The organism is Pseudomonas sp. LARHCG127, assembly GCF_052871455.1.
In genome coordinates this window covers 247,660-261,293 of sequence record NZ_JBIXJT010000004.1, presented here as the reverse complement: position 1 = coordinate 261,293, position 13,634 = coordinate 247,660, and the positions used below count along the sequence as shown (strand labels likewise).

At 60.8% G+C, this 13,634-nt stretch carries 15 protein-coding genes; 7 read left to right on the top strand and 8 right to left on the bottom strand.

The annotated features are described in order from the left end of the window. Entirely contained in the window at positions 1–468 is a 468-nt protein-coding gene (gene recX / locus ACIPQ1_RS09405) for a recombination regulator RecX (RefSeq protein ID WP_186705553.1), read from the top strand. Between the two features lie 45 nt (positions 469–513). On the opposite strand, the gene ACIPQ1_RS09400 is transcribed toward recX, so the two are convergent. Continuing rightward, a complete protein-coding gene (locus ACIPQ1_RS09400) occupies positions 514–1,632 on the bottom strand; it encodes an LOG family protein (RefSeq protein ID WP_446533997.1) in 1,119 nt (372 codons plus the stop codon). A 452-nt stretch (positions 1,633–2,084) separates the two neighbouring features. Here ACIPQ1_RS09400 and ACIPQ1_RS09395 point away from each other — a divergent pair, with 452 nt between their 5' ends. Further along, positions 2,085–2,279 carry a hypothetical protein gene (locus ACIPQ1_RS09395; RefSeq protein WP_186705555.1) on the top strand — a complete coding sequence of 65 codons (195 nt, stop codon included), beginning with the start codon at positions 2,085–2,087 and terminating at the stop codon, positions 2,277–2,279. Here the strand turns inward: ACIPQ1_RS09395 and ACIPQ1_RS09390 are convergent, their stop codons facing one another. Beyond that, entirely contained in the window at positions 2,280–2,702 is a 423-nt protein-coding gene (locus ACIPQ1_RS09390) for a quorum-sensing-regulated virulence factor family protein (RefSeq protein WP_003198359.1), read from the bottom strand. 184 nt (positions 2,703–2,886) lie between these two features. On the opposite strand from ACIPQ1_RS09390, the gene ACIPQ1_RS09385 reads away from it, so the two are divergent. The 3 genes from ACIPQ1_RS09385 to ACIPQ1_RS09375 all read left to right on the top strand — a co-directional run bounded on the left by ACIPQ1_RS09385 (position 2,887) and on the right by ACIPQ1_RS09375 (position 4,936). Continuing rightward, on the top strand, positions 2,887–3,633 hold the full coding sequence (locus ACIPQ1_RS09385; protein WP_250965941.1) for a tRNA-uridine aminocarboxypropyltransferase: 747 nt from the start codon (positions 2,887–2,889) through the stop codon (positions 3,631–3,633). A 214-nt stretch (positions 3,634–3,847) separates the two neighbouring features. Continuing rightward, on the top strand, positions 3,848–4,501 hold the full coding sequence (erdR, locus tag ACIPQ1_RS09380; protein ID WP_186705557.1) for a response regulator transcription factor ErdR: 654 nt from the start codon (positions 3,848–3,850) through the stop codon (positions 4,499–4,501). A gap of 72 nt (positions 4,502–4,573) precedes the next feature. After that, positions 4,574–4,936 carry a diacylglycerol kinase gene (locus ACIPQ1_RS09375; protein ID WP_250965940.1) on the top strand — a complete coding sequence of 121 codons (363 nt, stop codon included), beginning with the start codon at positions 4,574–4,576 and terminating at the stop codon, positions 4,934–4,936. Positions 4,937–4,940: 4 nt separating this feature from the next. Here the strand turns inward: ACIPQ1_RS09375 and ACIPQ1_RS09370 are convergent, their stop codons facing one another. After that, positions 4,941–5,867, bottom strand: coding sequence for a LysR family transcriptional regulator (locus ACIPQ1_RS09370; RefSeq protein ID WP_024617637.1), 927 nt, complete (start codon positions 5,865–5,867; stop codon positions 4,941–4,943). Positions 5,868–5,988: 121 nt separating this feature from the next. Between ACIPQ1_RS09370 and fpr the strand changes: the two genes are divergently transcribed. After that, on the top strand, positions 5,989–6,768 hold the full coding sequence (fpr, locus tag ACIPQ1_RS09365) for a ferredoxin-NADP reductase (RefSeq protein ID WP_003184787.1): 780 nt from the start codon (positions 5,989–5,991) through the stop codon (positions 6,766–6,768). A 219-nt stretch (positions 6,769–6,987) separates the two neighbouring features. On the opposite strand, the gene tsaA is transcribed toward fpr, so the two are convergent. The 5 genes from tsaA to rimO form a co-directional block, all read right to left on the bottom strand. Continuing rightward, a complete protein-coding gene (gene tsaA, locus ACIPQ1_RS09360; protein WP_250965939.1) occupies positions 6,988–7,686 on the bottom strand; it encodes a tRNA (N6-threonylcarbamoyladenosine(37)-N6)-methyltransferase TrmO in 699 nt (232 codons plus the stop codon). A 213-nt stretch (positions 7,687–7,899) separates the two neighbouring features. Next, positions 7,900–8,361 (bottom strand): DUF1456 family protein, encoded by a 462-nt coding sequence (locus ACIPQ1_RS09355; RefSeq protein WP_053182473.1) that lies wholly within the window; start codon positions 8,359–8,361, stop codon positions 7,900–7,902. Between the two features lie 58 nt (positions 8,362–8,419). Next, positions 8,420–9,130, bottom strand: a complete 711-nt coding sequence (locus tag ACIPQ1_RS09350; RefSeq protein WP_411386649.1) for an rRNA pseudouridine synthase — start codon at positions 9,128–9,130, stop codon at positions 8,420–8,422. Positions 9,131–9,213: 83 nt separating this feature from the next. Beyond that, positions 9,214–9,687, bottom strand: coding sequence for a GNAT family N-acetyltransferase (locus ACIPQ1_RS09345; protein WP_186705560.1), 474 nt, complete (start codon positions 9,685–9,687; stop codon positions 9,214–9,216). Between the two features lie 255 nt (positions 9,688–9,942). Continuing rightward, complete coding sequence (gene rimO / locus ACIPQ1_RS09340) at positions 9,943–11,283, bottom strand: 30S ribosomal protein S12 methylthiotransferase RimO (RefSeq protein ID WP_186705561.1); 1,341 nt, start codon at positions 11,281–11,283, stop codon at positions 9,943–9,945. 334 nt (positions 11,284–11,617) lie between these two features. Between rimO and ACIPQ1_RS09335 the strand changes: the two genes are divergently transcribed. Then, positions 11,618–13,459, top strand: a complete 1,842-nt coding sequence (locus ACIPQ1_RS09335) for a potassium transporter Kup (protein ID WP_434576609.1) — start codon at positions 11,618–11,620, stop codon at positions 13,457–13,459. Positions 13,460–13,634 lie beyond the last annotated feature (175 nt).

Below are 13,634 nucleotides of genomic sequence, written 5' to 3'. Positions count from 1 at the left end.
ATGACCGTCGTACTCGATACCCTCGTCGCGGTGCGGCGAACCGCGATGGACCTGCTCGCCAGACGCGAGCACGGTAGGGTCGAGCTGACGCGTAAACTGCGTCAGCGCGGCGCAGCCGATGAGTTGATCGACACAGCCCTCGACCGCTTGACTGAAGAGGGCTTGTTGTCGGAGTCCCGTTACCTGGAAAGCTTCGTCGCTTATCGTGCTCGCTCCGGCTATGGTCCTTTGCGCATTCGTGAGGAACTGGGCCAACGCGGCTTGCAACGCCCGGACATCGAACTTGCCCTGCGCGAAAGCGGTATCGATTGGCAGGAGCAACTGACGGACACCTGGCGTCGCAAGTTTTCAGGGCATTTGCCCATCGATGCACGGGAGCGAGCCAAGCAGGGGCGTTTCCTGGCGTACCGAGGGTATTCCATGGAAATGATCAACCGCTTGTTCAGCGGTCGCGGTATGGATGATTGAATAAAAACGGCCCGCTATTTCGATAGCGGGCCGTTTTTTTATGGCTCAGGTTACCTTGATCGGCTCCCATGTGAGGGGGTGGGTCTTCTGGGTGGGCTGGGCCCAGTTTTCCGGCAGGTTGATGTAATCCACCAGCTCCCTCAAGCGACCGTGGTTGCGGGCGTTGAAGGCGAACGTCAGCCGCGTCAGATGACTGAATCGGGCCTCGTCGTGCTCTTCACCGCCGTAGTCATGTTGATGAAAACAGTCGTTCAGGCACAGATCGGCAAAATCCACCTGCATCTGCTGCACGGCCTGTTCGCTTAGCTTGTGATTCATGCGGATCACGAACTGGTGCTTGAGCCAGCGACTGGAATGGAAGTTGCGGTAGAACTGGTTGATCTCGTCCACGGCCTCCTCGGCGTTGTACACCAGGCGCATGAGCTTCATGTCTGTGGGCAGGATGTAGCGATTTTCCTCCAACTGCTCGCGGATAAAATCCAGGGCGCCTTGCCAGAACTTGCCTCCGGGAACATCCAGCAGGACCACCGGTACCAATGGGCTTTTACCGGTCTGTATCAGCGTAAGGACTTCCAGTGCCTCATCAAGCGTGCCGAAACCGCCGGGACAGAGCACCAGTGCGTCGGCCTCCTTGACGAAAAACAGTTTGCGGGTAAAGAAGAAGTGGAACGGCAACAGATTCGACGTGCCTTCAACGGTCGGGTTTGCATGCTGTTCGAAAGGCAGGGTGATATTGAATCCCAGGCTATGGTCACGCCCTGCGCCTTCATGGGCTGCGGCCATGATGCCACCGCCGGCACCGGTGATGACCATCATGTCTGAGCGGGCCAGCGCAGCGCCCAACTCTCGGGCCAGGCCGTACAGAGGATGTTCGATGGGCGTTCGGGCCGAGCCGAAGACCGTCACCTTGCGCCGGCCCTTGAATGGTTCGAGCGTACGAAAGGCCTGTTCCAATTCCCTTAGGGCTTGCAGCGTAATCTTGGCATTCCAGCGGTTGTGATCCTCCTGGGCCATGCGCAGCACAGTCAGGATCATGTCGCGGTAAATGGGGAGGTTGGGGCTGTCGGGGGATACCAGGTTGAGTTGTTCTTCGACCTTGCGGGTGAGGTCGTGGCCGTGGTTCTCAAAATGACGATTGAGCAGGTCATTCGGTTTATAAGGCATTCAGCTTCTCCTTCTTAACAGGACCCCGGCCCGAACGAGAGATTCGTTCGGGCCACGACACTCCGTGTGTCGTTGTCAGCCCAGGCATCGGCTGGCGGCTGACCTGGCTCGACGCGGCCTGAGGCAGGCGACCAAGCCATCCAACGGGTTCTGTTCTTCCCTTTGATAAAAACAAGCACGCCAAAGTGTTGGCCGGACAGGCTCTTTCTGCCCGGTGCAACTGCTAAGAATACTTCTGAATCTAGCCGATCTTTGCTGTCTGATCATGGCGCTCAAAAGTGACCGTTGGCAACCGCTGGATAAGCACACGGCAATATCGCGCCGCTCGTCAGATTGCCGGCCGACTGCGTGTCGCTCTGATTTACTGATAACAAGCGTGCCAACGTAATTGACGCCCAGGGCTGGGTGCCACGTGATTGGATTGAAGCGGATCGGGCAGGGAGGCGGGAGAGATGGCCAGGGTGACTCTGGAACTCGACAGGCAGTTGTACTTGATGCTGTTGGAATCGGCACAGGCCAATCGGGTGAGTCTTGAGGAAGAATGCTGTCGCCGGCTGGGCGGGCGAGCATGGCGCTCGCGCTATCTACAGGCGCTGGTGGCGGAACTGCGCGCCGACGATGAGCAGCGGCGCGCAAGCTCGGGTTGATTACTTCTTCGTCTTGGCGGGTTTCGGGCAATCCGATTCCTGGAAGCGTTCGGTCGCGACCGGACGGTTGGTCTTAACCTCGGTAAATTCATAGCGCATCGTCGCGCCCTTGGCCATCAACTTGCGAAAGCCCGGATTGGTGCACACCGTGGAACCCAGTTGGAAATACACGGCCTTGGGGTCTGCGCGCATCTTCTGGGCATGGCTGCTCTGCACGCTGAGGTGGTTGATCAGCTCGGTGCCTTCGACGGTATAACCTTGGTCGAGAATGTCTTCGTTGATCGCCCGCGGCGTGCCGACGCTACTTTCCTTGGCAACGTTCTGCAGCATCTTGTTCAGTTCGAGTTCTTTCAGCGAGGCAGCCTGAGCGCTGAAGGACGTCGCCAGCAGAACGGCAACGGTAGGGACGATAAGGCGCAGCATGAAACTCTCCTGGTTCAGTGACTGGTGGTTCGACCGATCACATGACTGTGCGTTCAGTGGCCGGGGATTATAGGGGAGCCCGTGTGGACGGTACAGGTTCGTGCGCTCTGGTAGACTGCCGGCCTTTATTGCCCTGCCGAGTGTTGTTCGTGTCGAGTTTTCCTGTCCGCCGGCGTTGCCCACGATGAATCACGCCCCTAACGCCGTAGCCCGCCTGCGCGACCAGCGCATCGATGAAGGCATCAAGCCGATTCAGGCCCGGGGCTGGCGCGCGCCCCGTTGCAGCGCCTGCCGTGTGATCGAGAGCCATTGCCTGTGCGCCTGGCGTCCGAGCGTCGAGACCCGTTCCGGGGTTTGTTTGATCATGACCAACAAGGAGGTGTTCAAGCCAAGCAATACCGGTTGGCTGATAGCCGATGTGGTGCGGGACAACCATGCGTTCATCTGGTCGCGCACCGAGGTCGATGAGCAACTGCTGGCGTTGCTGAACGATCCGCAATGGCAACCTTACCTGGTGTTCCCCGGCGAATATGTCGAGCCATCGCGAGTCACCCATACGGTGGATCTCGATCACGCCAAGCGTCCGCTGTTCATTCTGCTGGACGCGACCTGGACGGAGGCGCGGAAGATTTTCCGTAAAAGCCCGTATTTCGACCGACTGCCGATCCTGAGCCTGCTTCCCGACAAACTGTCGCGCTACCGCTTGCGCCGTTCGACCCGCAGCGAGCACTTGTGCACCGCTGAGGTGGCGGCGTTGTGCCTGGAATTGGCGGGGGACAGCGACGCCGCGTCGGCCCTGGATGCCTATTTCGATGTGTTCAGCCAGCATTACCTGGGCGCCAAGGGCCAGCGGGAGGTGAACCTGTCGACTCCGGCCCATGCCGAGTTGCAACCCTTCATCCGTACGCCGCACGCAGTATTGGCCCAATAGTGGCCCATACTGGACAAAGGGGCGGCCGTGCTGCTTGACCACCCTGGCTTCGCTGGGCATGCTTGGCGCCGACCAGGGCGCCGCCCACTGTTTGAAACGCTATGTTTGGCGTTGAACGTGCCCCTGTGGATACCGTCGCCGGGCGGTGTCTCGAGTTGTCTTGGCGAGGCGCGAATGCATCGGGCCTGCCATTAAAAACAGGATCATTTGAAAAATGGCCACATACGAAATCCTGATTGCCGATGACCACCCGCTTTTTCGCAGCGCGTTGCATCAGGCAGTGACCCTGGGCCTTGGCCCGGCTGTCCGGTTGACGGAGGTGGCCAGCATCGCGGAACTGGAGGCCCGGCTGACGGACAAGGCCGACTGGGACCTGGTGCTGCTGGACTTGAACATGCCCGGTGCCTATGGTTTTTCAGGGCTGGTGCTGTTGCGCGGCCAATATCCGCAGATCCCCGTGGTCATGGTCTCGGCCCAGGAAGAAGCCTCGGTGATGGTGAAGGCCCGGGAGTTCGGCGCCAGTGGCTTCATACCCAAGTCCAGTTCCCTTGAAATGATTCAAAAGGCCGTGAAGGCGGTCCTGGACGGCGACGTCTGCTGGCCTCCCCAGGCGTTCGAAGCCGTGAGCGTGTCCGAAGAAGCCAAGGCCGCCAGCGCGGGCCTGGCCAGCCTTACACCGCAGCAGTTCCGGGTGTTGACCATGGTCTGCGAAGGCTTGCTGAACAAGCAGATTGCCTATGAACTGAACGTGTCGGAGGCCACCATCAAGGCTCACGTCACGGCGATCTTCCGTAAACTGAATGTACGCACCCGGACCCAGGCGGCCCTGTTGTTGCAACAACTTGAGTCAATTTCGCCGCAGGCTTGATGCGCTGCTTCACGCTTTTTTGACCGGGTTTGAATTAGTTTCTCCACTCCTTTTCGATCAGTTGCCCACTCTATGTCACCTTTTAAAGGCCAGACCGGCCTGAAACGCATCCTCAATGCCTCCGGCTATTCCTTGGACGGGCTGCGCGCGGCTTTTGTCGGCGAAGCGGCTTTCCGTCAGTTGGTGCTGCTCAACGTCGTCCTGATTCCGCTGTCGTTCTTCCTGAACGTCAGTCGTGTCGAACAGGCGATGCTGATTGCCGTGTGTCTGCTGGCACTGATCGTGGAGTTGCTCAACTCGGCGGTGGAGGCAGCCATCGACCGCATCTCCCTGGAGTTGCACCCGTTGTCGAAAAACGCCAAGGACATGGGCAGCGCCGCCCAGTTCGTCGCCCTGACGATGATCGCATTGGTGTGGGGCCTGATCCTGCTGTAACGGGTCAGGCAATGGCCGGCAGCACGATTTCGTCGCTGCGTTGGGCCCCGGCGGTGAAGGCCCGGCACAGTTCGAGGAATTCGCGCATGGCCGAGGTCTGGTACTTCTGTTTGTGCCAAATGAAATAGAACTGCCGCGCCAGGTCCATGTCCGGGGTTTCAACCGCGACGAGGCTGCCGCGGCGAAAGGCGTCGCGCAAGGCCAGGCGGGAGATGCAGCCAATGCCCAGGCCGGACTCCACGGCGCGCTTGATGGCTTCGGTGTGTTCCAGCTCCAGGCGGATATTCAACGCGCTACGGTGGTGGCGCATGGCCTGGTCGAAGGTCAGTCGCGTGCCCGAACCCTGCTCCCGCAGAATCCAGGCTTCATGGGTCAGTTCCTCCATGGTTGCCTGGCCGCGCTTGGCCAGCGGGTGTTGAGGGGCACAGAACACTACCAGTTCGTCCTCGACCCAGCTTTGCACTTCGATGTCCGGGTGGCTGCAGTCGCCTTCGATTAGACCCAGATCAATTTCATAGTGGGCAACCTGGTGCACGATATTGGCAGTGTTCTGCACATGCAGCTTCACCTGGCTTTCCGGATGGCGTTGCATGAAACCGCCGATCAACAAGGTCGCCAGGTAATTGCCAATGGTCAGTGTCGCGCCGACCGCCAGTGAGCCGAAACCGGATTTGCCATTGAGCAGGTCTTCGATCTCCTTGGCCTGGTCCAGCAGCGCCACGGCCTGGGGCAGCAGTTGTTTGCCCAGGGCATTGAGGCTCAGGCGTTTGCCGGCACGGTCGAAGAGCTGGCAGCTCGATTGCCGCTCCAGTTCGGTGATGGAGGTGCTGGCCGCCGACTGCGACAGATTGAGCTGGCCCGCAGCGCGAGACACGCTTTCCTGCTGGGCGACGGCGACGAAGACTTGAAGTTGACGTAGAGTAAATCGCATATCTATATAACCGATAACCCTTATCTTAATAATCCATTTAACAGATATTGTCGCCGCCATTAGAATGCGATGCAATTGCGCAGATTATCGGCGCAGGCATCATTCCCAGGAGTCCCCGTACATGAGCAACATGAACCACGAGCGTGTCCTCAGTGTTCATCACTGGAACGACACTCTGTTCAGCTTCAAGTGCACCCGCGATCCGGGCCTGCGCTTCGAGAACGGTCAGTTCGTGATGATCGGCCTGCAGCAGCCCAACGGCCGCCCGCTTATGCGCGCTTACTCGATTGCCAGCCCGAACTGGGAGGAGCATCTCGAATTCTTCAGCATCAAGGTGCCTGATGGTCCGCTGACTTCCCAGTTGCAGCACCTGAAGGAAGGCGACGAGATCATCATTAGCAAGAAACCCACCGGCACCCTGGTGCTGGACGATCTCAAGCCTGGCAAGCATCTGTACCTGCTCAGCACCGGTACTGGCCTGGCGCCGTTCATGAGCGTCATCCAGGATCCGGAAACCTATGAGCGTTTCGAAAAAGTGATCCTGTGCCACGGCGTGCGCTACGTCAATGAAGTCGCCTATCGCGAGTTCATCACCGAGCACTTGCCGCAGAACGAGTTCTTCGGCGAAGCCCTGCGTGACAAGCTGATCTACTACCCGACCGTGACGCGCGAGCCGTTCGAGAACGAAGGCCGCCTGACCGACCTGATGCGCAGCGGCAAGCTGTTCCGCGACATCGGCCTGCCACCGATCAACCCGCAGGACGACCGCGCCATGTTGTGCGGCAGCCCGAGCATGCTCGACGAGACTAGCGAAGTGCTCAACAGCTTCGGCCTGACCGTTTCGCCGCGTATGCGCGAGCCGGGTGATTACCTGATCGAGCGGGCGTTTGTAGAGAAGTAAGCTGTATTTGTGGCGATTGATAGATCGCCATCGTCGGATCGCCGCCCGGAGCAAGCTCGCTCCCACAGTTGATTTGTGTTGTTCGAGAGATCTGACACAACACAAAACCCTGTGGGAGCGAGCTTGCTCGCGATGGCAGCGACTCGGTCACACTGACAGACCAAGAAAAAAGCCCGCGCCGCCTGATGAAGGCCGCGCGGGCTTTTTCGTTTCCGGCGATTACTCCTTCGTTGGGATTACTTCAAACACCCGGATCACCCCCGGCTGCGGGTAATGCCAGCGCACATCCAGATCCCAGAACTGCGCACCATATTCCCGTTCGGCTGTAGGAATCTGGTACGCCGGGCGTGGGTCTTGGGCCAGGCATTGTTCAATCAGCTCCACCAGGGGTTCCCCCAGTCGCATGGCATGCTCGCGTGCTTGCAGCAGGGCGGTATCCGCCCATTGCACCGGAATCAACTCAGGCGCGGCGCTGGCGATGCTGTTGGAGGCCGAGCCGATGATGTCGGCATAGGGCACGTAGGGCTTGATGTCCAGCACCGGGGTGCCGTCCAGCAAATCGATGCCCGAGAGCCACAGGCGTCCGGCTTCCACCCGTTCCAGCTTCACCACCGACTGGCCGATGCCGTTGGGGCGATGGGTGGCGCGGGTGGCGAACACGCCCATGGACTTGTTGCCGCCCAGGCGTGGCGGCCGCACTTTCAGGCGTGGCTTGTCTTCCAGGGCCTGGTGGAACAGAAACAGCAGCCAGACATGGCTGACTTGCTCCAGGCCCTGCACCGCCTCGCCCTGGTCGAACGGCGCCACCAGTTCCAGCACGCCGCGTGCGGCCGGCGCCAGTTGCGGTTGGCGGGGAATGGCGAACTTCTCCTTGAAGCAGGAGCGTAGGAAGCCGATGGGGGAGACGCTGTAGGTCATGGGTTGGGATCGGGGCGAGGTTGAAAAGGCATCATAACGCGAGGGACCAGGTTGGCACTGTTCTCCATGGCAAGAGCGCTTCTGTGGCGAGGGAGCTTGCTCCCGCTAGGCCGCGAAGCGGCCCCCTGGTGTTGTCTGACACACCGCGAGGGGACGCTGCGCGTCCAGCGGGAGCAAGCTCCCTCGCCACAAAGGCCCAGGAGGCCTGGGAAGTCAGCCGCGAACGCGCAGCGTCAGGCCCTTGAGGAAGTTGCGCAGCAACTGGTCACCGCACGGCCGGTAGTTGGTGTGGCCGAACTTGCGGAACAGCGCGCTCAGTTCCGGCTTGGACACCGGGAACTCGGCCGCCTTGAGGATGGCGTGCATGTCGTCTTCCTTCAGTTCGAAGGCCACCCGCAGTTTCTTGAGGATGATGTTGTTGGTCACCGGCACTTCGATGGGCTGCGGCGGACGGCTTTCGTCCTTGCCGCGCTTGAAGATCACCAGGCCATCGAGAAAATGCGCCATGACCTCGTCGGGGCAGAACACGAAGCCTTCTTCCTCGTCTTTCTTGAGGTAGCCCGCCAAGTCCGCCAGGGAGACGTCGAGGCCGCCCAGCTTGATGATCTCGATGACTTTCTTGTCGCTGATGTCGAGCATGTAGCGCACGCTGCGCAGTACGTCGTTGTGAATCATGTGTGCTGTCCTGATCAATCGGCAGTGGGCGCCTGCGTTCGGTGCGGCGCCGGGAAAATTAGAATTTCTCTTTGGCAGACAAGTAGCGCCACTGGCCCAGCGGCACTTTGCCGATGGACACGCCGCCGATGCGGATGCGGCGAATGGCGACGACCTTGAGGCCGACCGCCTGGCAAAACAGCGCGATCACGCCGGGCTGCGGGTTCTTCATAGCAAAGCGCAGGCGGTTCTCGTTCTGCCAACTGGCCTTGACCGCCGGCAACTCCTTGCCCTTGTAGGTCAAGCCATGGTTCAGGCGATTGAGGCCATGGGCGACCATTTCGCCTTCGACTTCCACGACGTATTCCTGCTCGATCTTGGCGGCGTCGGCGGTGAGCTTGCGCAAGATCTTCCAGTCCTGGGTGAACACCAGCAGCCCGCTGGCGTTGGCCTGCAGGTCGGCGCTGGCGGTCAGGCGCAGGAAATGCCCCTTGAGCGGGCGTTTGCCGAAGCGATGTTCTTCGCTCAGGGTCTGCGGTCCGAGGGAAGCCATTGCGGTGTCTACATCCATGCCAGCCGGGACGTTCAGCAGGAGCGTCACCGGCTCCGGCGCGGTGGCCTTGGCCTCGGGATCGAGTTCGACTTTCTGGGCCGTCACCTTGAACTGCGGCTCATCGATCACTTCGCCGTCCACAGTGACCCAGCCGCCCTCGATGAACAGCTCAGCCTCCCGACGGGAACAGCCGACGAGTTCGATGAGGCGTTTGGAGAGACGAATCGGGTCAGTCATGACGGGGGCCGTAACAAAAAGAGGGTGGGCATTGTACCTGCCTGGCGCCGGTTAATCGCGGGTCCATTTGCCTCATGCAACTTTTAGCCGCGTCCCGCCTTCAGGTCAGGCTGCTTGTAGCGCATGTGCAGTAGCGGGTAGGGCTGGTTCATGCCATCTTTTGCCGAGCGCCCGACCACTTCGAAGCCTTGCTTGAGGTAAAAGCCCAAGGCTTGCGGGTTCTGTTCGTTGACGTCCAGTTGATCGGCGTTCAGGTGTTCCATGGCGTAGCGCAGCAACAGCTTGCCCAGGCCCTGGCCACGGTGTTGCGGGTCGATAAAGAGCATCTCGATCTTGCCCGCCGCGACACCGGCGAAACCGGTGATCCGTTGGCGCGCGTCCCGGGTGCAAATGAGCATCACCGCATCCAGGTAGCGAGTGAGTACCAGATTTTTCAGCAATTCGATGTAGCTGTCCGGTAGAAAGTCATGGGTGGCCCGCACCGACGCTTCCCAGACCTGGGTCAGTTCCTGGTAATCGCTCGGTTTCGGTGTGTGGATGACCGAATGCTGACGCATGCCCGCCTGCTCCTTGTGCTGGATATCTCCATACGATAGCCGTAAAAAAGCCCCGCATCTTGTCGCAAGAGCGGGGCTTGAGGATTTTTTGGGTGCTGGCAGGTGAGAGGCTTGCAAACAACCTGTGGCGAGGGAGCTTGCTCCCGGAGGGAGCTTGCTCCCGCTCGATTGCGTAGCAATCGCAAAGATGGGGCTACTTCGTAGCCCAGCGGGAGCAAGCTCCCTCGCCACAACAGCGGTCCCGCTTTGTGCGGATCAACCGATCTGCTCAGCCCACAAATCGTACTCATCGGCGTCGGTCACCTTGCACCAGACCTTGTCGCCTGGCTTGAGGTTGCTGCCGTTGTCGATGAAGACGTTGCCGTCGATTTCCGGCGCGTCGAAGAAGCAGCGACCCACGGCGCCTTGCTCGTCCACTTCATCCACCAGCACTTCGATTTCACGGCCGACGCGCATTTGCAGGCGCGCCGAGCTGATGGCCTGCTGGTGCGCCATGAAACGCTCCCAACGGTCCTGCTTGACGTCGTCCGGCACCACGTCCAGGTCCAGGTCGTTGGCCGGAGCGCCTTCGACAGGGGAGTACTGGAAGCAGCCGACGCGATCGAGCTGGGCTTCGGTCAGCCAATCCAGCAGGTACTGGAAGTCTTCTTCGGTTTCACCGGGGAAGCCGACGATGAAGGTTGAACGGATGATCAGGTCCGGGCAGATTTCACGCCAGTTCTTGATGCGGGCCAGGGTCTTGTCTTCGAAAGCCGGGCGCTTCATGGCCTTGAGGACTTTCGGGCTGGCGTGTTGGAACGGGATATCCAGGTACGGCAGGATCTTGCCGGCTGCCATCAGCGGGATCAGCTCGTCGACATGGGGATACGGGTAGACGTAATGCAGGCGGACCCAGACGCCGAGGGTGCTGAGGGCTTCGCACAGCTCGGTCATGCGGGTTTTCACCGGTGCGCCGTTCCAGAAGCCGGTGCGGTATTTCACGTCGACGCCGTAGGCGCTGGTGTCCTGGGAGATCACCAGCAGCTCCTTGACGCCGGCCTTGACCAGGCGCTGGGCCTCGTCGAGGACGTCGCCCACCGGACGACTCACCAGCTTGCCGCGCATCGACGGGATGATGCAGAAGCTGCAGCTGTGGTTGCAGCCCTCGGAAATCTTCAGGTAGGCATAATGGCGCGGGGTCAGCTTGATGCCTTGTGGCGGCACCAGGTCGATCAGCGGGTTGTGGTCCTGGCGTGGTGGCACCACCTCGTGCACGGCGTTGACCACCTGCTCGTACTGCTGCGGGCCGGTCACGGACAGCACGCTTGGGTGCACGTTGCGGATGTTGCCTTCTTCCACGCCCATGCAGCCGGTGACGATGACCTTGCCGTTTTCCTTGATGGCTTCGCCGATCACTTCCAGGGACTCGGCCTTGGCCGAATCGATGAAGCCGCAGGTGTTGACCACCACCACATCCGCGTCCTGGTACGTGGACACGACGTCATAACCTTCCATGCGAAGCTGGGTCAGGATGCGCTCGGAGTCGACCAGAGCTTTCGGGCAACCCAGGGATACGAAGCCAACCTTCGGATTGGCGGGCGCGGGAGTGGTGGACATGTCTAACCTCGGTGTAGGGGGATCGTCTCTTGTCGAGACAGGGCGCCTGGCGCGCCTCTGATCAAAAAGTGCGCAATTCTATCTGTGGCCGGGCTGCTTGACCAGCTTTATACCGGGAAATACGACGAGTGCTGCGCTATGCTGCGCGCCTTTGCGCTCTGGCGATTGCTACAGTCAACAAAACGTCTGTAACAATACGTAAAACAGCGCACGCTGCCTCAACAAAGCATCGTGTTTCGTTCAAGAAGACAGGTCTGGGAATCGGGAGTGTTGGATGGGTCATGCAAGTAGTCAGGTGGCAGGTGCCGAGCATTCGGCAGCGAAGCCGCTGAGCATGCTGGTCGCGGCGGTCGGAGTGGTTTATGGCGACATCGGCACGAGCCCTTTGTACACCCTCAAGGAAGTGTTTTCCGGGGCCTATGGCGTACCTGTCAATCACGATGGGGTGCTGGGGATCCTGTCGCTGATTTTCTGGTCGCTGATCTGGGTCGTGTCGATCAAGTACATGATGTTCGTCCTGCGCGCCGACAACCAGGGCGAGGGCGGGATCATGGCGCTCACCGCCCTGGCGCGGCGAGCGGCGGCGGGAAGGGCGCGGCTGCGTACATTCCTGGTGATCTGCGGCTTGATCGGCGCGGCGCTGTTCTACGGTGACAGCATGATCACCCCGGCGATCTCGGTGCTTTCGGCGATCGAGGGCCTGGGCCTCGCATTCGAAGGCATCGACCACTGGGTGGTGCCCCTGTCGCTGGTGGTGCTGGTGGCGTTGTTTTTGATCCAGCGCCACGGCACCGCGCGGATCGGCATTCTGTTCGGCCCGATCATGGTGACCTGGTTCCTGGTGCTCGGCGCCCTGGGGGTGTACGGCATCGTGCAGCATCCGGAAGTGTTGCAGGCGGTGAACCCGGCCTGGGCCGTGCGCTTCTTTGTGGTCCATCCGGGCATGGGCGTGGCCATCCTCGGCGCGGTAGTGCTGGCGCTGACCGGCGCCGAAGCGCTGTACGCCGACATGGGCCACTTCGGCCGCAAACCGATTGCCCGCGCCTGGTTCATCCTGGTGTTGCCAGGCCTGATGCTCAACTATTTCGGTCAAGGTGCGTTGCTGCTCGGTGACCCGGAAGCGGCACGCAACCCGTTCTATCTGCTGGCGCCGAGTTGGGCGTTGCTGCCGTTGGTCGGCCTGTCGACCCTGGCCACGGTCATCGCTTCGCAAGCGGTGATTTCCGGTGCGTTCTCCCTGACGCGCCAGGCGATCCAACTCGGTTACATCCCGCGCATGTACATCCAGCACACCTCCAGCGCCGAGCAGGGCCAGATCTACATCGGCGCGGTGAACTGGTCGCTGATGGTCGGCGTGGTGCTGCTGGTGCTGGGCTTCGAATCGTCCGGCGCGCTGGCTTCGGCCTACGGCGTGGCGGTGACCGGTACCATGTTGATGACCACGATCCTGGTGTCCGCGGTGATCTTGCTGTTGTGGAAATGGCCACCGCTGCTGGCAGTCCCGTTGTTGTTCGGTTTCCTGCTGGTGGACGGTCTGTACTTCGCCGCCAACGTGCCGAAGATCATTCAGGGCGGTGCGTTTCCGGTCATCGCCGGTATTGCCTTGTTCGTGCTGATGACCACCTGGAAGCGCGGCAAGCAACTGCTGGTGGATCGCCTGGACGAAGGGGCGTTGCCATTGCCGATCTTCATCAGCAGCATCCGCGTGCAACCCCCGCACCGCGTACAAGGGACAGCCGTGTTCCTGACCGCGCGTTCGGATGCCGTGCCTCACGCGCTGTTGCACAATCTATTGCACAACCAGGTGCTGCATGAGCAGGTGGTGCTGCTGACGGTGGTGTACGAGGACATTCCCCGGGTACCGCCGCAACGGCGCTTTGAGGTCGACGCCTACGGCGAAGGGTTTTTCCGGGTGATCCTGCACTTCGGTTTCACTGACGAGCCGGACGTGCCCGAGGCGCTCAAGCTCTGCCATCTGGACGATTTGGATTTCAGCCCGATGCGCACCACCTACTTCCTCAGCCGCGAAACCGTCATTGCCTCCAAGCTCGAAGGCATGGCCCGCTGGCGTGAGTCGTTGTTCGCCTTCATGTTGAAAAACGCCAACGGCAACCTGCGCTTCTTCAATCTACCATTGAACCGGGTGATCGAACTGGGGACGCAGGTCGAGATGTAGCACCAGGAAAACAAAAAGCCCTCGTTGCCTTGCGGCGGCGAGGGCTTTTTTATGGGCTACACAATGTCGGCGCCAGGCGTACCTTGTGGGAGCGGGGGGGGGGGGGGGGGGGGGGGGGGGGGGGGGGGGGGGGGGGGGGGGTGGGGGGGGCCCCGGGGCAGCCGCGGCCCCCCCC